Source organism: Paenibacillus sp. NPDC101420 (genome assembly GCF_050277435.1).
In the GTDB taxonomy this organism is placed as follows: Bacteria; Bacillota; Bacilli; order Paenibacillales; family Paenibacillaceae; genus Paenibacillus_AQ.
Map to the genome: position 1 here is coordinate 126,919 of NZ_JBNNSE010000002.1, position 17,960 is coordinate 144,878.

Annotated in this window: 12 protein-coding genes; 9 read left to right on the forward strand and 3 right to left on the reverse strand. The window is 44.3% G+C overall.

Annotation, left to right across the window (positions count from 1 at the left end):
* Positions 1–15 precede the first annotated feature (15 nt).
* A complete protein-coding gene (locus ACQKMP_RS09360; protein WP_340972030.1) occupies positions 16–1,770 on the reverse strand; it encodes a sensor histidine kinase in 1,755 nt (584 codons plus the stop codon).
* A 227-nt stretch (positions 1,771–1,997) separates the two neighbouring features.
* Here ACQKMP_RS09360 and ACQKMP_RS09365 point away from each other — a divergent pair, with 227 nt between their 5' ends.
* The 3 genes from ACQKMP_RS09365 (at position 1,998) to ACQKMP_RS09375 (ending at position 5,623) form a co-directional block, all read left to right on the forward strand.
* Positions 1,998–2,954 carry an ABC transporter permease gene (locus ACQKMP_RS09365; RefSeq protein ID WP_042190740.1) on the forward strand — a complete coding sequence of 319 codons (957 nt, stop codon included), beginning with the start codon at positions 1,998–2,000 and terminating at the stop codon, positions 2,952–2,954.
* A gap of 27 nt (positions 2,955–2,981) precedes the next feature.
* Positions 2,982–3,872, forward strand: coding sequence for a carbohydrate ABC transporter permease (locus tag ACQKMP_RS09370; RefSeq protein WP_042190738.1), 891 nt, complete (start codon positions 2,982–2,984; stop codon positions 3,870–3,872).
* Between the two features lie 137 nt (positions 3,873–4,009).
* Positions 4,010–5,623, forward strand: coding sequence for an extracellular solute-binding protein (locus ACQKMP_RS09375; RefSeq protein WP_197071323.1), 1,614 nt, complete (start codon positions 4,010–4,012; stop codon positions 5,621–5,623).
* A 68-nt stretch (positions 5,624–5,691) separates the two neighbouring features.
* On the opposite strand, the gene ACQKMP_RS09380 is transcribed toward ACQKMP_RS09375, so the two are convergent.
* Complete coding sequence (locus tag ACQKMP_RS09380; RefSeq protein ID WP_427469274.1) at positions 5,692–6,543, reverse strand: helix-turn-helix domain-containing protein; 852 nt, start codon at positions 6,541–6,543, stop codon at positions 5,692–5,694.
* 131 nt (positions 6,544–6,674) lie between these two features.
* Between ACQKMP_RS09380 and ACQKMP_RS09385 the strand changes: the two genes are divergently transcribed.
* Both ACQKMP_RS09385 and ACQKMP_RS09390 read left to right on the forward strand, forming a co-directional pair.
* The gene (locus tag ACQKMP_RS09385) at positions 6,675–9,140 is read left to right on the forward strand and encodes a beta-mannosidase (protein WP_427469275.1); all 2,466 of its coding nucleotides are present in this window, start codon (positions 6,675–6,677) and stop codon (positions 9,138–9,140) included.
* Positions 9,141–9,407: 267 nt separating this feature from the next.
* A complete protein-coding gene (locus ACQKMP_RS09390; RefSeq protein ID WP_427469276.1) occupies positions 9,408–11,591 on the forward strand; it encodes an alpha-galactosidase in 2,184 nt (727 codons plus the stop codon).
* Positions 11,592–11,635: 44 nt separating this feature from the next.
* Here ACQKMP_RS09390 and ACQKMP_RS09395 read toward each other — a convergent pair whose 3' ends face one another.
* Positions 11,636–12,514 carry an AraC family transcriptional regulator gene (locus tag ACQKMP_RS09395; RefSeq protein ID WP_339797799.1) on the reverse strand — a complete coding sequence of 293 codons (879 nt, stop codon included), beginning with the start codon at positions 12,512–12,514 and terminating at the stop codon, positions 11,636–11,638.
* Between the two features lie 319 nt (positions 12,515–12,833).
* On the opposite strand from ACQKMP_RS09395, the gene ACQKMP_RS09400 reads away from it, so the two are divergent.
* The 4 genes from ACQKMP_RS09400 to ACQKMP_RS09415 all read left to right on the forward strand — a co-directional run bounded on the left by ACQKMP_RS09400 (position 12,834) and on the right by ACQKMP_RS09415 (position 17,838).
* Positions 12,834–13,031: a hypothetical protein gene (locus ACQKMP_RS09400; protein ID WP_427469277.1), complete on the forward strand. Its 198-nt coding sequence runs from the start codon at positions 12,834–12,836 to the stop codon at positions 13,029–13,031.
* Positions 13,024–14,286 (forward strand): DNA polymerase IV, encoded by a 1,263-nt coding sequence (locus tag ACQKMP_RS09405; RefSeq protein ID WP_427469278.1) that lies wholly within the window; start codon positions 13,024–13,026, stop codon positions 14,284–14,286. Before ACQKMP_RS09400 ends, ACQKMP_RS09405 begins: the two co-directional genes overlap by 8 nt.
* Positions 14,283–14,756, forward strand: a complete 474-nt coding sequence (locus ACQKMP_RS09410) for a hypothetical protein (RefSeq protein WP_042190722.1) — start codon at positions 14,283–14,285, stop codon at positions 14,754–14,756. The genes ACQKMP_RS09405 and ACQKMP_RS09410 overlap by 4 nt, the downstream gene beginning before the upstream one ends.
* A gap of 151 nt (positions 14,757–14,907) precedes the next feature.
* On the forward strand, positions 14,908–17,838 hold the full coding sequence (locus tag ACQKMP_RS09415) for an insulinase family protein (protein ID WP_427469279.1): 2,931 nt from the start codon (positions 14,908–14,910) through the stop codon (positions 17,836–17,838).
* The last annotated feature ends 122 nt before the right edge of the window (positions 17,839–17,960 follow it).

Here is a 17,960-nt window from a genome sequence, read left to right on the forward strand (position 1 = left end):
CAGATGCGTCGTTCCTTACATTTCCTTTTGTGGTAAGCGAATTTGCACAGTGGTTCCTATTCCGAGCCTACTAAACACTGTAACGCCGTAATGCTCACCAAACCTCAGTTTTATCCGTCGATCTACGTTTGAAATCCCATAACCTCGCCCGGGTTTATCGTCAAGTAAAGTGTGAAGTGTCTCACGGCTCATCCCCATGCCATCATCAATTACAGATAGAATAATATCACTATTTTCGACTATGCCTTTGATATGAATATTTAGCGGGCTTTCCTGATTCCACACAGCATGAAGCACCGCATTTTCTACAAAAGGCTGCAAGGCTAGCTTGACTGTAGAGTAAGGTAAGATCGCTTCATCAATATTGTAGGTGATGTTCAGTTGTCCTTTGAATCGGATCAGTTGAATCGCATTGTAGCTTTGCGTCAGCTTCAATTCTTCATTAATAGTTAAGATGCTCTTTCCTTTATTCAGGGAGATGCGATAAAACTTGGCGAGATGAAGCACCAAATCCTGAATGCGAGTATCTTGATGTTTTAGGGCAAGAGACGAAATGGAGCCAAGTGTATTGTACAGAAAATGGGGGTTGATCTGGGCCTGAAGCAGGTCAAGCTCTGCCTCCTTGTTCTGTAGCTCCTTCTGATACACTTCGGTGATTAGACTCTTTAAGCGTGTAGTCATTTGCTTGAAGGCAAAATGAAGCTGGCCAATTTCATCGTTACCTAAATATTCATCATTCGTAGGGTTGAAGTCACCACGTTCTAGCCGCCGGATCATTCGGATTAACATTCGGATACGCTTGCTAAACATCGATGCAGTAATATAAATCAGCAATAATGCGACGATTATAAAGCCTAAAGAAATTTTGATGATGAGCTCTGACAGTGATTTTGCATCCTGAATGATACTGTCATAAGGGAATATAGAGACGGTTTTCCATCCATTTGTGAGCGTGTTATAGACGGCGAAAGCCTTTTCCCCTTTATAGGTAGTATCAAATCTGCCAGAAGGCAATTCATCAAAGTTCTGATCAAGCATTTCCGGCAGGCTTGTATTTAATAATTGTTTGTCGGCGGCTGATAAAATAAGGCCCTTGTCATTAACAATAAAAATATCTTTGCCGCCTGCTTCTTTCTCCATTAAAGAATAGATCACCGATTCGGATATTTCGAAGACCAGAATACCGTAGGGATATTGGTTGCGATTATTGTTCAGTAACCTAGCTAATGTAAACATTGCGGGATTATCTTGTGACTGTGGTGAGGACAGATGAATAATATTCCCATGAGACTGCATCAGCTGCTTGTACAGCTCTGTCTCCTTCACTTCGGGTGTAACCGGCTTGATATAGTAATTATCCTTGGGCAGTGATGGATTGTCGGAATAAATGAAAACGCTACCAAAATCGGGATAGGCAGCCATTACCGTGTCTATACGATTGCCAATATATTGATAGACGTCTAGATAAGATGGATCATCTTGATATTCGCTCGTGAGGTAAGTGGCTAGCCTATTATCCAAGTAAATAGAAGCGGAAATATGCTCATAGCTGTCCAGTTTGTTCTCCAGGTTCTTGTTGATCTGGGCCGTTGAATTCATCATATTGATGTAGATTTGATCGGTCAGCTTTGATTTTGTAAGTTCGAATGAAAAATAGACAAAAAGCATCATTGGAAGAATGGTGACCAGAACGAACACGAGGAATAGCTTGGAGCGAAAGCTAAGGTCGATAAAAGGCATATAAATATACTTTTTGTAAAAATGACGCATCGTAGAAGTCCCTTCTTTACTGTGAATTCACGGAAAGCCAAGTTTATCATATCAGACTGAATATCGAAATCCAATGCTCGAATGTTAAGAAACTCCTTTAAAAAGCGCTATCATTCGGAGGATTGAAGTATAGAAAGGAGCTCTATACGGACTTAAGATAAATAGGAGAGAAGCTGAATCGAGATGTAGCAGGGCATGCTGCACTAAATAAAAAGGGAGGGTATTTGATGCATAAAGCAAGCGCTATCAAAACAGTCAGGGGCAATAATTTTTGGTACAGATTAAAAGAGCAGAAATGGTTATTTTTGCTAATGCTCCCTGCCATAATTGCGACATTGCTATTTTCCTATGGACCTATGTTTGGTATGTATATGGCATTTACAAACTATCAACCGGGTGGAGGAACATTTTTTCAACAATTTTTCCATGCTGACTTTGTTGGCTTTAAGTGGTTTGAATATTTCTTTACCACAGGAGACTTCTACCGTGTAATGCGTAATACGCTTGCGACAAGCCTCTTGACCTTGTTATTCGGGTTTCCTGCGCCGATCATACTCGCGCTTGTGCTGAATGAAGCAAAACAGGGATTTTTCAAACGCTTTACGCAGACGGTTTCTTATCTACCGCATTTTATCTCATGGGTTATCGCCGCTAACATTGTAATTACGCTGCTAGCTTCCGATGGGATGTTCAACAATCTTTTAGTAACGCTCGGGATTGTTAACGAACCGGTAGCTTTTCTACAAAACGGACCTTTATTCTGGTGGATTATCGCCTTATCTAATATGTGGAAAGAAATGGGTTTTAGCGCCATTATGTACCTAGCTGCAATATCCGCTATTAATCCAGAGCTTTACGAAGCCGCAAGAGTAGATGGAGCAAGCCGATTCAAGCAAATGTGGAATATTACGCTCCCTGCTTTACGTCCAACTATCGTGATATTGGCCATTCTTGCAGTCGGAGGTATTTTGAATGCCGGCTTTGAACAACAATATCTGTTGCAAAATAACACTGTACTTGAGTACTCGGAAGTTATCGATATTTATGCATACAAATACGGGTTACAAAACAGCATGTTCTCATACGGGGCTGCCGTGGGGGTATTCAAATCCGTTATTGCCTTCATTCTTGTTGTAATCGTGAATCGAATTTCTAGAAAAGTGAACGACCAAGCGTTGTTCTAAATAACAAAATGGAGAGGAGCGCTTGAGATGTTTTTGAACAGATACGGAGATCATATCTTTAAGTGTTTTGTATATTTGATTCTTATCCTTGTGTTGCTAGTTACCTTCTTACCTTTTTGGAATATTCTCGTTCTTTCATTAAATGCTGCTGAGGATACTGTTCGTGGTGGCGTCTACTTTTGGCCAAGAGATATCACCTTTGATAGCTACAAACAAATTTTGAAAGATACCGAAATTATGAATGGGATATGGGTAACAGTTAAACGGACCGTAATTGGTGCACCACTATCGGTTCTTGTGATTACGATGCTTGCTTATCCGCTAAGCCGGCGGAATTTGATGGGACGCAAGGGTTGGAACCTTTACTTCGTCTTTACGATGTATTTCGGAGGCGGGCTGATTCCTTATTACATGGTGCTTAAAGCCCTGAATATGATCGACACTTTCTCCGTTTTTATTCTGCCAGGCTTGATGAATGTCTTCTATATGATTATTGTCCGTACCTTTATGGAGGGATTACCTGGTGAGATTGAGGAGTCAGCGAAAGTAGATGGAGCGAACGACTTAATGATTTTCTTCCGGATTGTGCTGCCGTTAACAACACCAGTACTTGCGACAGTGGGCCTCTTTCAGGCAATATCGCATTGGAACTCGTGGTTTGACTCCTATGCATTTACTTACAGCTCAGACCTGAAGACCTTGCAAGCGGTCCTCGTCAAAATACTGAGTCAGTTCCAGACCGGAGGTATGGTATCGCAATCGCAAATGCTGGCAAACTCCGCCAAGCGAAATGCTGTTTCAAGCGATACGATCCGGATGGCAGCGACGATGGTTGCAACATTGCCTATCGTTCTAGTATATCCGTTCCTGCAAAAGTATTTTGTTAAGGGTATGACTTTGGGAGCTGTTAAGAGTTAATATGATTAAATAACCGAACGCCAGCCGGAGAGGAGTTGTCCAGCTGGCGGCCCTGAAGGGGGGTGAGCGGACAGACTTGCTTGGTTGCTTGATAGACTTGTGACGTAACTTAATTAATGGGAGGAATTAGGGTGTCTATGATAAAGAAAAACAAATTGTTGAGCGTAAGTATAACTGCTGCATTATCTGCTTCACTATTAGCGGGCTGTGGCTCTAATGATGGAACAGACAATACAAACAAAGCGGCTGGAGACAATACAAAACAAGAGCCGATTACACTTACATGGTTTGATTCAAATACTAAGGGAGAGCCTTTTACTGATGCTGTCGCCCAAGAAATCACTAAAAAGACTGGCATTGAGATCTCTATTCAGCAGCCAACAGGAAATCCGACAGAGAAGCTAAGCTTGATGCTTGCCAGCGGTGACTATCCGGATGTGGTCGTGATGAGCCGTGGGGATGCTTCACTTGATAAATACATTACAAGCGGTGCCTTTATTCCACTCGATGAGCTGATTGAGAAGAATGGCCCTGATATCAAGGAAATGTATGGCGACACATTGACCAAGACTCGTTATAAAGACGGAAAGAACTATTACTTGGCTAACTGGTATGGACTAGATAGTGATCCAGTCTTCGGGATGCTGATGAGAAAAAATCTGCTTGCAGATCTGGCTCCGGACAAAGCAGATGGCAGAGCACCGCTTACAACAGATGAATTAGAAGCGATTTTGAAGGATTTTAAAGCAAAAAACAAGACGATTGATGGAAAAGAATCCATTCCAATGACCATGAACGGCGAGAATATGGGCGCCAACCTTGGAACATTCAAAGGCATGTGGGGTCTGAAAACTTACTATGATAACAATGGAACATTGCAATATGATGTTAAGGATCCAAAGTATCGTGAAATGTTGCTCTACGTAAATAAATTATACAGAGAAGGTCTGATTGAGAAGGAATTTGCGATTAGCAAAACGCAAACTTGGGTTCAAAAGTTGGCTACTGGCGCAGTATTCTCCACACCAGGCGCTTACTGGGATCCAGGTAACGGGAACGGAACTTTGAAGAAGGATGGCGGAGAAGATAATCAGCTCTTCCCATACAAGGTAGTTGCCCCTGGAGTAGACCCTGCCCAAACGACATTTGGACCAAGAAGCTCACTTGGATGGGATGCTATCGCTATTACGAAGAACAACAAGCACCCTGAAGAAACAATGAAGCTGTTCAATTTCTTGGCAAGTGATGAAGGACAGCATTTGCTGCTGTGGGGCCAAGAAGGCGTTCAATACACCATGGTGGATGGCAAGAGACAACCGGACCCTGCATTCTTGGATAGCTTCAAGGAAAACTGGGACGACACAGTCAAGAAGAGCGGTGTCCGCAAATGGTTGTGGTTTATCAAGAATGGTCTGGATGCAAATGAACAGCCTTACGATATGGCCGTTAAATATCAACGCAGTGAAGTAGATCAGATGGCAATCAAGAGTCTTGGGGATTCCGTATGGGATACAGCGGCATATGACAACTTGAGCCCTGATGGCGGAACACCTGAAGCACTGACTGCACAGAAGGTAAAAGATATTATGGATCAAAGCATTACGAGAGTAATCATTGCTCCTACTGAAGCCGAAGCCAACGCGACATTCGATAAGATGCTTGCGGAAATGAAAAAGGCTGGGGATGAGAAAGTAGAAGAAATCATTAACCAAAAGTACGCAGAGCGTATGGAGCTGTGGAATTCAAAATAATTATTGTAAGGGCTTCCTCTCTGCATTCAGGCAGAGGGGGAGCCTTTTTCTATGTTTTCAAATGTTAATTAAACTAGTCTATTAGCATGCGCATTTTTGCGGAAATCCAGCGGGGCCTGGTGATAGTACTTTTTGAATTGATGATAGAAATGGCTGACATTGTCAAAGCCGGACTCCAGAGCAATTTCGACCACACGTAGTTCTGTAGTAAGTAGCAGATTACGTGCCACGTTGAGCCTAAGTTGGTTGATATATTCTGTTGGTGTCTGGTTCAAGTATTGGCGAAAGGCCCGGTTGACATGACCGGCGCTTCTGCCCGATAACTCGTACAGGGCATGAAGGCCTTTGTTTAAGTTTTCTTTTAGATGCATCTTGGAAACGGCATGTTCGAGCCACAGTGGGAATTCTGGCTGCTCGATGGTTTCTGGAGAGAAAAAATGCTGGGTAAGTGTATCTACGAGTATTCCTTTCAGATAAATCCTGGACTTTACTTTGTCTAAGGTAGAAAGCATTCGGATGCGTTCGAAAGAACGAATGAAATCATCCATCTCCATTTGAGATAACATGGCGATTCTAGGGAGCGGAGTATGTAATAGCCCGTGCAGGAATTCTTCTTCATTCAGGTAACTAAAGGCATCATTAATGAGGTTTTTTCGGCAGGGAATGTTCAGAAAGCGGCAATCGCTATCCCCGTCAGCTTCATAGCGATGGGTATCATCCGGCCGGATGAAGACAAGGCAGCCAGATTGAAGAAGCTGGGCAGCCCCGTTGACGATATGCCGGCATCGGCCTTCAGTGAGTATGAAAAATTCATAAAAATCATGCGTATGTTCTGGGGATACCTGACTCAGAGATTCTACCCAGAAGGGATCAGCTAGCAATTCGGGGTTTATATGGCTTGCCTCAGTGTATTTGATCATGTTTTTCCTCCAGTGTTAGTGATGTCAAAATAGCACACTATTTTTGCGAACACAATAGAAGAAATGTATACATATTATTGTTAAAATTTTAATACAAGAAGTCAAAATAGCACATTTGTGGAGGCGGAAATATGCAACTTGTCAATCTAAACGGAAAATGGGAAATGAAACGGCTTCATGAACCGAAATGGCTGGAAGCCAGCGTGCCAGGCTCTGTCTACCATGATTTGTTGAATGCCGGTGAAATGCCAGATCCGTTCTACCGCGAGCAGGAGTATGAGGTTCTGGAACTGTCCAATTACGATTACGAATATAAGCGTAGTTTTCAGCTGGAAGCAGGCGTACTAGAGCATGACCGAGTATTTCTGCTGTGTGAAGGGCTCGATACGCTTTGTGAGCTTTCCCTGAATGGAACTAATATTCTGAACAGTGACAATATGCACCGGACGTATGAAGTGGATATCAAGGCTGTATTGACGCCTGGTGATAATACTATCCACGCCATTTTTCGCTCCCCAGTAGAATTCACTCTACGGAAGCAAGCAGAATTGCCGCTCAGTGGATGTGCTGATGCGGTAGAGGGGATATCGCATCTGCGCAAAGCGCACTCCATGTTCGGCTGGGACTGGGGTCCAAAGTTACCCGATCTAGGAATCTGGCGTAGTCTCTCTATTCAGGGTTACAACAGTGCTCGCCTTGATGATGTTTATATTACGCAATTCCATGAGAAGGATAAGGTCATGCTGGATGTTCGAGTTAGAACAGAGAGCTGGCAAGCGGCTGATCGAGAAATTGTGGTTAAAGTTCACACACCAGCGGGTCTGTGCATTGAGCATCGTGTGTCTGAAATGATTGGGACGGATCAACATATTGCACTGGAAATTATGGAGCCAGAGCTGTGGTGGCCGAATAATCTCGGTGCTCAGCCACTGTATAACGTAGAGGTTGTAATTGAGGAAAAGTCACAGGAGTTAGATCGTAGAGAATTTCGGATTGGACTTAGAACCATTACTGTGAAGCAGGAAGAAGATCAGTGGGGAGAATCGTTTGCTTTTGAAGTCAACGGTGTGCTTATTTTCTCTACAGGTGCCGACTATATTCTGGAAGACAATCTTCTACCTCGCGTGTCTAGGGATCGCACGGATCGCTTGCTCCAAAGCTGTGTCGCTGCCAATTTCAATACGATTCGCGTATGGGGTGGCGGGTATTACCCGGATGATTATTTCTATGATCTCTGCGATGAATATGGCCTCATTGTCTGGCAGGATCATCTGTATGCCTGCGGCATTTATGCTCTGACGGAAGCCTTCGAGGAGAATATCACTCACGAGACCATCGATAACATGAAACGTCTTCGCCATCATGCTTCGCTAGGCTTGTGGTGCGGCAACAACGAGCAGGAGCTGGCTTGGGACGAATGGGACTGGGAGAAGCATTACTCACTGCAGCTTAAGGCAGATTATATTAAGCAATATGAGGTGCTTCTACCGGCAATCGCTAAAGAAATTGATCCGAATACCTTCTACTGGCGTGCTTCACCATCCTCCAAAGGTAGCTTTGACAAGCCAAATGACGAGAATTACGGAGATATGCATTATTGGGGAGTCTGGCATGGGAAGGAACCGTTTACCGATTACCGGAAGCTATATCCGCGCTATATGTCTGAATTCGGGTTACAGTCGTTTCCGGGCCTGAAGACCATCGAGTCGTTCACGCTGCCGGAGGATCGCAATATCTTCTCTTATGTCATGGAGTCCCATCAGAAGAACAATACCGGGAATGAGAAAATTCTCTATTATATTGGGGAGACCTACAAATATCCGAAAGATTTTGATTCTGTATTGTATGCCTCACAGCTGATCCAAGCAGAAGGGATGCGTTGCGGCGTTGAGCACTGGCGTAGACATAGAGGTCGCTGCATGGGTGCATTGTACTGGCAGTTGAATGACTGCTGGCCGGTAGCTTCTTGGTCCAGTATCGACTATTATGGCCGGTGGAAGGCTATGCATTATGCGGCTAAACATTTCTTCGCGCCGATTCTTGTTTCTGCCCATGACGAAGGAACGAAGGTCTCCCTTCATGTCTCTAACGAAAGCAGAGAACAAGTTATTGGTGAACTGAGTTGGAGACTGCTTACTACGACATCGGAGGTCTTGCTGGAAGGCACAAAGCCAGTGGAGATTGCCGCGTTAAGTACTGCTGAGTTCGAACAGCTTGATTTCGGCCACATACTGGATACGAAAGGGAAGAAACGTGAGACTTATCTGGAATATTCTTTTGAGGTAGAGGGAGAGACAAAGAGTGGCGGCACGGTCCTGTTTGTTAAGCCGAAGCATTTTAGCTTCGTTGACCCTGAGCTTGAAGCTATGCTTACCGAGGAAGAAGAAAAATTTGTCATTACCGTGAAGGCTAAGACGTATGCTCGTTTTGTCGGCCTAGACTTCAAGGAGAGAGATGCCATCTTCAGCGACAACTATTTTGATATGTCGGGTGGTACAACTAGGACCATTATCATCGCTAAAAAAGATCTCGACAAGCCAGCTACGGTGGAAGAACTTCGTGCACAGCTTACTGTACGTTCCGTATTTGATATTTAATTAGGAAGATTCACAGGAAGTAGGCCCTTATCTTGGGGCCTCTTTTTTTATGTATTTTTTTTACTATAGCCGCTAATAATCATTTATTGGTCTGCAAAGCTTAATAACATGAAATTGAATTTTTTATAGATCAATATTTTACTACTTAAGGTATAGATATTAAGATTGTATCCCCTTCCAATTATCTTTAAAATAGACTTCAAACAACAAGATAAATTAAGTCAGTTATATTACAACAAGATCTGATAAGAAGAGTAGGAGGATATTATGAGCATTTATTATGATGACAGCCGCAAGGTGTTTCATTTACAGTCTGAGCGGTCCAGCTACGTTATTGAAGTCGTTAGAGGTGAGCTTCCAGCGCATGTCTATTGGGGTCCTAAATTAGAAGGAATAGTGCAACCGCTGAATTTGGTGGAACGTTGCTCTTTTAGCCCGACCTACACAATGGAGGACAAGAGAATCTCCCTCGACACTATTCCGAGTGAATTTCCGTCTTATGGGAATGGTGATTTCCGGGAACCAGCGCTTGAGGTTCATTTGGTAGATGGTACGACCGTTACGGATTTCCTTTATAAGAGCTATAAGATCAATAAAGGGAAGCCTGAGTTAAAGGGATTGCCTTCCACTTATGTTGAAAGTAAAGAAGAAGCAGAGACACTGGAACTTTTTCTTCAAGATGACAAAAGCGGGCTGATTGCTGTATTGAGCTACACCGTGTTTAATAATCAGGATGTGATCACACGTTCTGTACGGATTGAGAATCAAGGTAAGGACAATGTGGTGCTGAAGCGTGTGTTAAGCGCAAATGTTGACTTCCATGATTCTGATTATGACATGCTACAATTATCTGGTACTTGGACAAGAGAACGTCATATCCACAAAAGACCACTCGTGCCTGGTATCCAACGAATTGACAGTAAGCGCGGCGCTAGTAGCTCCACGCAGAATCCTTTTATGGCTTTGCTTGCAAAAGATGCAACAGAGGACCACGGTGAAGTATACGGGTTCAGCCTTGTGTACAGCGGAAGCTTTCTTGCGCAAGCAGAAGTGGATCCATACGGTATTTCCAGAGTGGGCATCGGCATTCAACCGTTTAATTTTCAATGGTTGCTTGAACCGGGAGAATCCTTCCAGGCTCCTGAAGCAGTGCTGGTAAGATCCAGCCAAGGCCTTGGCGGATTATCAAGAACATATCACCGTCTGTACCGGACCCGGTTATGCAGAGGTGAATTCCGTGATCGGAAGCGCCCTATTCTCATCAACAACTGGGAAGCGACCTATTTTAATTTCAACGCAGATAAAATCAAAGAAATTGCTCAAGCAGGTAAAGATCTTGGCCTTGAACTGTTTGTCTTAGATGACGGCTGGTTTGGGAAACGAGACAATGATGATAGCTCCCTCGGAGATTGGGTAGAGGATCGCCGCAAGCTTCCTGAAGGTCTTGGAAAACTTGGAGAAGATATTACGGCAATGGGCATGGAATTCGGATTATGGTTCGAACCGGAAATGGTATCGCCAGAAAGTGATCTTTATCGTGAACATCCAGATTGGTGTCTTCATGTACCAGGTCACAAAAGAACGTTAGCTCGCCAGCAGCTCGTTCTGGATTTATCCCGTAAGGATGTATGTGATTATATCGTTGATTCGGTTAGCTCCGTGCTGTCATCGGCTCCGATTACTTATGTGAAATGGGATATGAACCGGAATATGACGGAGATTGGATCTGCTCTTCTGCCAGCGGAACGTCAACGCGAAACGGCTCACCGCTATATTCTTGGACTTTATGATGTGCTGGAGCGTATCGTCACCCGTTTCCCTCATATTTTGTTCGAGAGCTGCTCCGGCGGCGGCGGACGATATGATCCGGGAATGCTGTACTATATGCCACAGACCTGGACCAGTGATGATTCGGACGCGATTGAAAGATTGAAGATCCAATATGGAACAAGCATGGTGTATCCTGCAAGTTCTATGTGTGCTCACGTATCGGCTGTTCCTAACCATCAGGTGCACCGTATCACACCACTCGAAACACGCGGTCATGTTGCGATGTCTGGTAACTTCGGCTACGAACTAGATATGACCAAGCTAACTGAAGCTGAACGCGAAGATATCCGTAAGCAGGTTTCTGAGTACAAGGAACTGAGAATGCTGATTCAGTTCGGTGATTTCTATCGACTGCTCAGTCCATTTGAGGGGAATCAGACTGCGTGGATGTTTGTTTCGGATGATAAAAAAGAAGCCTTTGCCACGTACTTCAGAGTTCTGGCCGAGCCTAATGCACCTCTCCGTAGATTGCGGTTGAAAGGACTCGACCCAGCTAAGAACTACAAACTTGAGCTTAACGGTGAAGTGTACAGAGGGGATGAGCTGATGCACTTCGGACTCTCACTTCCACAGCTTGAGGGCGATTTCAAAAGCTTATTATTTGTACTCAAAGAGGTTTAATAAGAAAAGGAGTAAGCCACTGGCTTGCTCCTTTGTTATATGGATCAATTTTCGAAAAATACATGTTTGGTTTGGAACGCCAGATCCTGTTCGCGGTAAGTCGAAGGATTGACCCCAAAATAGGACCGGAAAACCTTTCCGAAGTAGCTGGCATTATCAAATCCGCTTTCCGTCGCAATCTGGTTGATACTCAAATCTGTTGTTTTAAGCTTGGAAGCTGCCAACTCGATCCGCCGTCTTTTTAAATACTCAAAGGGTGAAAGATTGATGTTTTTTTGAAACAGTCTGCAAAGATGATGTTTGGAAACACCAACATGAGCGGCAACATCGTCTAAGCTTAGATTATTATTATGCAGATCATCCTTCATGAATTGAATAGCGGCGTGAAGCTTGTCATTTTTTATATAGGTGGTTAACAAATTTGGTTTCTTGAGGGTTTTCTCCATGGACAAGATCCACTGAAAGACTTTTCCCGTTAAAAGATGCAAATCCCTTTCTTCATGAACCTGAATGTCCTTGAATGTACTCCACAATAAATCCATCGAAACCGATTCTTGGGGGAGTTCTACAATTGGACCGCAATGAGCAGCGAGTTGGTTCCAAAGTGAAATCGCTAAAGGCCCCCGCAGATTGAGCCATAAAACTTCCCAAGGCTCGGTGCCTTCTTCCGGATAATAGTACCTGTGTATGCTGGGGACAGTCACTAGAAAAGCTTTGCCCTTCGTTAACCGATGAACAACCCCATCTATTTCAATTCTACCTTCTCCCGATAATGTGTACTGAAAAATAACACAGCTTCTCTCCGTCCGGTTCTGGCCGTTGAAGGAGTAGGCAGGTGAATCGAGTTGTTCCCAACCGATAGAATCAAACAGAAGCATGGAAGCTTCTTCTTCCGAACGAAAGGTGTAGGAGGAACGGAACATTAGCAAAATTCCTTTCTAGAAAAAGCTTTTGAGTACAGATCAATAATTTACTACTGTTGTTTACTCTATCAAAGTGTAAACTTTTTTCGTTGTCTGTTCAATCTCTGTTGAATACGCAGGTCTGGATGCTCATTTTTTATAGCACATGGATGCACTCTAATGAACTGTGATCTCGTTCGGTCTGGATTAGATTATTCTCAGTTTTAAAAAAATCAGATCCGGTGTGGTGGGGGAAATTACCTCACCTTTTTTGTTGCTTAAAATTCCCGATTACGCATATAATACAAACAAGTGTTCTTATTTTTATGGAGGCGATCGCATGCAAATCAGCATCGGCCAAATAATTGAAATTATTTACCAGGACAAATCGAGAAATATCAGCCAGCGGAAAATTGAAATACACAGTATCCGTGACGGACGCATACGAGCAAGCTGTCTGACTACAGGAACGCCTCGCATGTTCTTGGCAGCAAATATTCTTTCATGGCAGCCCGTGCAGGAACAACGTCATGCCTAAGAATCGCGTCATTCTACTGTCTGATTGCCAGGCATTTTACGCCTCTGTGGAGAAAGCTGCCCACCCTGAATATCGAGATAAACCTGTTGCAGTGGGGGATCCAACAAGAATGAACGGTATTGTGTTGGCGGCCTGCCCGCTTGCAAAAGCGAAGGGGGTAACAACGGCTTCGCGTGTAGGTGAAGCCTTAGCAAAATGCCCAGAGCTAATCGTAATAAGGCCACGCATGGGGACTTACATTAAAGTATCACTCTTAATATCAGAGATTTACCGAACATATACCGATCTGGTAGAACCCTACAGTATCGATGAGCAGTTTCTGGATGTCACAGGATCTCTTGCGTATTTCGGAGGATCGCTGCAGGATATGATTCATAAAATTCAGCACCATGTTTTACTTTCGACGGGAGTCTGGACACGGGTAGGTATTGGATCTACTAAGGTTATGGCAAAGATGGCGACAGATAACTACGCCAAAAAGATGAAGGATGGGATATATGAACTTTCTTTTGACCAATTAGAGACGACCCTTTGGAAACTTCCCGTGCAGGATATGTTTATGGTAGCGGCTAGAATGACCAAGAATTTTTGGCGTATGGGTATATCCACAATTGGAGATATTGCGCGAATGGAACTGTCAGAATTTAAGCGACGAATGCGAACTACCATGGGTAAGCAAAGTGATATTCAAGCGGAATATTATTGGCAAACTGCGCGCGGGCTAGATCCTAGTCCAGTGGTCACAGGAATGCGTCATCAAATCAAATCAGTGGGACATGGTAAGGCTTTGCGCTGGAATTTATACACCAGGCATACGGATATTGAGGTTGTGCTGCTTGAGCTCGTCATTGAAGTATGCCAGCGAGCCCGGCGGTATGGTTATATGGGATCGGTAGTATCTATTTCAGTTTTAGAGACGAACGGAGAGCGTTCAAACGCTTACGAGCGTCAGATGACATTGCCCGAACCCACATCACTAACACACGAAGTAGCTGCTGCTGCGCAAAAATTATTTGCAGACAACTGGTCGGGCCTTCCCATAGGTCGATTAGCGATTTCCTTGACTAACCTATCAGATGATAGCGTCATCCAACTTACACTCTTTGATGACAGGGTTCGGGCTTACAACAAAGAACGTGCAATCGATCAAATAAAAGCTCGTTATGGCAGTAAAGCTCTAATCAGAGCTTCATCTATGCTTGAATCCGGTGTTGCCTTAGAAAGAGCTGAACAGATTGGAGGTCACTATAAATGAGTAAACTTGAGGGTAATGAACGCTGGAAAACGAAAATGATCATGACCGAGCATGTTGAGCAGTACGAGGAACAGCAGCGTGAGAACCCAGATAAAATGATAACTATGGAGGAACGTACGATGGTTCGAGACCTCATTTTGCTTCCTTATATAGATACTATGGTTAGCAAGAGCCTGAAAGAGATCGAGCCCTCCAGCAACATTCTTAAACGTGCCTATCTGATGGCTGGTCAAGCCATTCAACGCCGGATCATGCAGGATACTTATCGCCTGCAAAAAGAGCTGAAACAGCGGAATATCAGGGTGCTGGCAGATGAACAGGAGGAGTTCTTGGTGTATTACAAAATCTTTTGCCGAGGATATCAGGAACGCTTTGGTTTAACTCGAGATGTTATGCGTACAGAGATAAGCTTAAGGTTGACTAAATACACAGCTGAACTAGGAGCAATATTAAAAGATCATTTGAAATAAAACAAGGCTTTGTCAGTAATTATACTGGCGTGGTCTTGTTTTATGTGAACCAGAAATTAATCCCGGAGACCTTCTACTGATGGAATAATCGCCCAGGGATATGATAAGCTCATGTAGAGTTATCATATCCCTAAACAGAGGAGGGAAATCTATGAGCCGTTTGATCACAGGGAACACTTATTATGGATTTCAGGTTGTTAATGAGGAATTTATCCCGGAGAACGAATCCAACGTATTCACGCTGGAACATCTGAAGAGCGGCGCCAGGCTGCTGTTCGTGCAGAATCAGGATGACAACAAGGTATTTAGTGTAAGCTTCAGGACCCCGCCTGAAGATAGTACGGGGGTCTTTCATATTTTGGAGCATTCCGTATTATGTGGTTCAGAGAAATATCCGGTCAAGGAACCTTTTGTAGAATTACTGAAAGGCTCGATGCAGACGTTCCTGAACGCATTTACGTTTGGGGATAAGACGATGTATCCAGTAGCGAGCCGGAACGATCAGGACTTCTCTAATTTGGTGGAGGTTTATCTGGATAGTGTTTTTCAACCGAATATTTATAAGCAACAAGAAATTTTTGAGCAAGAGGGCTGGCACTACGAGCTTCAGCATCCCGAAGATGAGTTAATCTATAAAGGCGTGGTTTACAACGAGATGAAAGGTTCATATTCCTCGCCGACTACGGTATTGATGGATAGAATCAAAAAGTCATTGTATCCGGACACGATTTACCGTCATTCTTCAGGTGGAGATCCACAGGAAATTCCTGCGCTAACCTATGAGCAGTTTCTCAAGGCGCACAGCAACTATTATCATCCGTCTAACAGTTATTTTTATCTCTACGGAGACGTTAATATTGAAGAAAAGCTGCAATTTATAGACCAGGAATATCTTGGTTCTTATGAACGAAATAGCTTCGATACTTCCATTGCCCTACAACAGCCCATTGGAATGACGGAGCTGGTAGCGGATTATCCGATTCTGGAAGCAGAAACAGCCACTGATAAGACTTATTTGAGTCTAAATTATGTGATTGGAACTTCTACTGATCGGGAACTGAACCTTGCTTTTGATATTTTAAAAAGCATGCTGATGGACAGCAACGCAGCTCCGCTCAAGCAAGCCTTGCTCGAAAGCGGACTTGGCAAAGACGCGTTTGCTTTTTATTCCGACAGTATGGTTCAACCGCTGCTTGGTATTACGCTGACGCATTCCAATGCCTCCTCCAAAGATGCCTTTGTGAAGCTGGTGAAGACTACATTAAAGCGTTTGGTCCAGGACGGACTAGATGAGAAGCTGGTGCTGGCAGCGGTCAACAGTAAGGAATTTGAACTGCGGGAAGCGGACTTTAATCAGTATCCGAAGGGTCTTACTTACAATATCGAAGTGATGAAGTCCTGGCTCTATGACGGTCAGCCGACTACTCACATGCGCTATGAAGAGGTGCTCACGGTCATTCGGGAAAAGCTTGCGGACCGTTATTTTGAGAAGCTGATTGAGGACTATTTGCTGAACAGTGATCATTGCAGTGTGGTGGTACTGAACCCGTCCAAGACGATTGCAGCGGAAAAGGAAGCATCCACTCAGCATCAATTGAGTGAATACAAAGCGTCACTGCAACCAGGTCAGTTGGAGCAGCTTGTTCAGAGTACACAGCATCTTCTGGCGCGGCAGAGTCGTGCGGATGCAGCCGAAGATTTACAGAAGCTACCGAGCTTGTCTTTACAGGATATTAACCGCAGCGTAGAACCTCAGGTGCCGACCCATGAACAAATCCATGAGGGAATAAAAGTGATCCACCATGAGGTAGCTACCCATAAGATTACCTACTGCAAGCTTTATTGGGATACGGGTGTTATAGCCCCTGAAAAGATTCCTTATTTGGTGCTATTGGCAGAGGTATTGGGCCAAATGGAGACTGCGTCCTACAGCATCGAAGAGCTCACCAGTGAAATCGGGATCAAAACCGGGGGCATATATTTCAGGAATGAGCTCTATGGCGCTGCAAAAGCTACGGGGGCGAGCTATCAGCCTAAATTCTCTGCGCTGGTGAAGGTGATGGCGGGGCATATTGGTGAATCACTGGACCTGCTGCGAGAGATACTCTACACAAGTGCGCTCGACAATCTGACCAAGCTGCAGGAAATCGTCCGCCGGGAAGCCTCGCAGATGGAATCGATTCTGAATCAAAGAGGGAATGAGATTGCGGCCAGCCGTCTGATGTCCTATTTCTCGGACATGGGAGCGTATCAGGAACAACAGGGCGGCGTTACTTATTATCGCTTTATCCGCGAGCTTGCCGAGACGTTCGATCAGCAGGGAGCTCAGGTGGCAGACACACTGAAGGACATCTGTGGGGATTTGTTCAATAAAAACAATTTGATCATCAGCGTAACTGGTACGCCTGATTTGTATGAAGAATTCATAGCTAATGCAGCGAAGCTGGGTATCCAGGATCGGCCAGTAGTAAATAAGCCTAAGATTACGGCACAGGGACATGCGGACAATGAAGGATTCATGTCTTCCAGCCAGGTGCAATATGTGGTCAAAGGATACGACTTCACTAAGCTAGGATTCACATATTCAGGCAAAATGCAGGTGCTCAAGAAAATCATGAGCCTTACCTATCTGTGGAATGCCGTACGTGTGAAGGGCGGTGCGTATGGCGGGAACCTGGTTCTGCGCAGAGATGGGATGATGATGTTCACCTCCTACCGTGATCCGAATTTGCAGGAGACGCTGGAGGTTTATGATCAGGCTTATCGATTTGTTGAGGGGTATGAAGCAGATCCCGATGAGATGACCAAAGCGATCATCGGTACCTTATCTATGCTGGATCAGCCTCTTAGTCCCAGCGCACAGGGACGGCGGGCGGACCGACATTATTTTGAACAGGTGACGGAGGCCGAACTGCAGCGAGAGCGGGATGAAATCTTGTCGACAACACCAGAAGATATCAGACAGTACACCGATTTACTTAAGGCTGTGACGGAACAGAACTATTTCACGGTGGTCGGCAATGCTTCAAAGCTGAAATCGAAAACCGCTTTATTCGGAAAGCTGGAAGAACTTGTGAAGTAAGTTTCTCTAATCGCTCCTTTACAGTACATGTCTACGGGCATGTGCTGGAGAGGGGCGTTTTTTAATAAGGTGAACTAAAAAAACATTCTACAAGGGAACAGTGGCCGGAAGTCCAAACATTC

What these genes read in the sequence shown, in the direction of transcription:
- ACQKMP_RS09365 (WP_042190740.1), top strand. Translation starts at nt 1,998, where the DNA reads ATGCATAAAGCAAGCGCTATCAAAACAGTCAGGGGCAATAATTTTTGG.
- ACQKMP_RS09360 (WP_340972030.1), bottom strand. Translation starts at nt 1,770, where the DNA reads ATGCGTCATTTTTACAAAAAGTATATTTATATGCCTTTTATCGACCTT.
- ACQKMP_RS09400 (WP_427469277.1), top strand. Translation starts at nt 12,834, where the DNA reads ATGCAAATCAGCATCGGCCAAATAATTGAAATTATTTACCAGGACAAA.
- ACQKMP_RS09410 (WP_042190722.1), top strand. Translation starts at nt 14,283, where the DNA reads ATGAGTAAACTTGAGGGTAATGAACGCTGGAAAACGAAAATGATCATG.
- ACQKMP_RS09405 (WP_427469278.1), top strand. Translation starts at nt 13,024, where the DNA reads ATGCCTAAGAATCGCGTCATTCTACTGTCTGATTGCCAGGCATTTTAC.
- ACQKMP_RS09375 (WP_197071323.1), top strand. Translation starts at nt 4,010, where the DNA reads ATGATAAAGAAAAACAAATTGTTGAGCGTAAGTATAACTGCTGCATTA.
- ACQKMP_RS09390 (WP_427469276.1), top strand. Translation starts at nt 9,408, where the DNA reads ATGAGCATTTATTATGATGACAGCCGCAAGGTGTTTCATTTACAGTCT.
- ACQKMP_RS09415 (WP_427469279.1), top strand. Translation starts at nt 14,908, where the DNA reads ATGAGCCGTTTGATCACAGGGAACACTTATTATGGATTTCAGGTTGTT.
- ACQKMP_RS09370 (WP_042190738.1), top strand. Translation starts at nt 2,982, where the DNA reads ATGTTTTTGAACAGATACGGAGATCATATCTTTAAGTGTTTTGTATAT.
- ACQKMP_RS09395 (WP_339797799.1), bottom strand. Translation starts at nt 12,514, where the DNA reads ATGTTCCGTTCCTCCTACACCTTTCGTTCGGAAGAAGAAGCTTCCATG.
- ACQKMP_RS09385 (WP_427469275.1), top strand. Translation starts at nt 6,675, where the DNA reads ATGCAACTTGTCAATCTAAACGGAAAATGGGAAATGAAACGGCTTCAT.
- ACQKMP_RS09380 (WP_427469274.1), bottom strand. Translation starts at nt 6,543, where the DNA reads ATGATCAAATACACTGAGGCAAGCCATATAAACCCCGAATTGCTAGCT.